The organism is Mycobacterium scrofulaceum (assembly GCF_002086735.1).
Taxonomy (GTDB): Bacteria; Actinomycetota; Actinomycetes; order Mycobacteriales; family Mycobacteriaceae; genus Mycobacterium; species Mycobacterium scrofulaceum.
The window spans coordinates 1-635 of the sequence record NZ_MVIJ01000161.1; the positions used below are offsets into that span (position 1 = coordinate 1).

The 635-nt window shown below is 69.8% G+C and carries 1 protein-coding gene; it reads right to left on the bottom strand.

Annotation, left to right across the window (positions count from 1 at the left end):
• On the bottom strand, window positions 1-635 hold a 635-nt coding region (locus BST44_RS29250; RefSeq protein WP_142274748.1), incomplete at both ends, for a condensation domain-containing protein.

The following is a 635-nucleotide window of genomic DNA, read 5'->3' on the forward strand; positions in this document are numbered from 1 at the left end:
ACGGCCTGCGCCGAACGCTCGGCCAGCAGCGCCACACACTCCCCCGGCCCGGCACCATACTCGATCAGCAAGTGCGCCAACCTATTCGACGCCTCGTCCACGTCGCCATACGTCCACGAACGCCGCGAACAGGTGATTGCCACCGCATCGGGGGCGCGGTCCACCTGCGCGGCGAACAACTCCGGGATCGAGACCCCGGCGGGCGAAGGCCCACGCAGCACCGCCCGGTTGCCGATGACCCCGAGGCGGGCGTGCTCGTCCTCGTCGAGCACATCGATCGACGACACCCGCCGCGACGGGTCGGTGGTGATGGCGACCAAGACGTGGTGCAGCCGCCCGACCAGGGCTTCGATGCGGGCGCTGTTGAACACGTCGGTGCGGAACTCCACCGCCCCGCCGATACCGGCGGGCCGGCCGTCCCCGGTCCAGCGCTCGGCCAGCGAGAACACCAGATCCATGCGGGCGCTGCGGGTTTCCGTCGGCAGCGGCGTGACGTCCAGGTTACCCAGCCTCACGTCGGCGAACTCGACGTTCTGCCAGGCCAGGACGACCTGGATCAGGGGGTGGTGGGTGAGGCTTCGGGTGGGGTGCAGCCGTTCGACGAGGACTTCGAAGGGGACGTCCTGGTGCTCGTA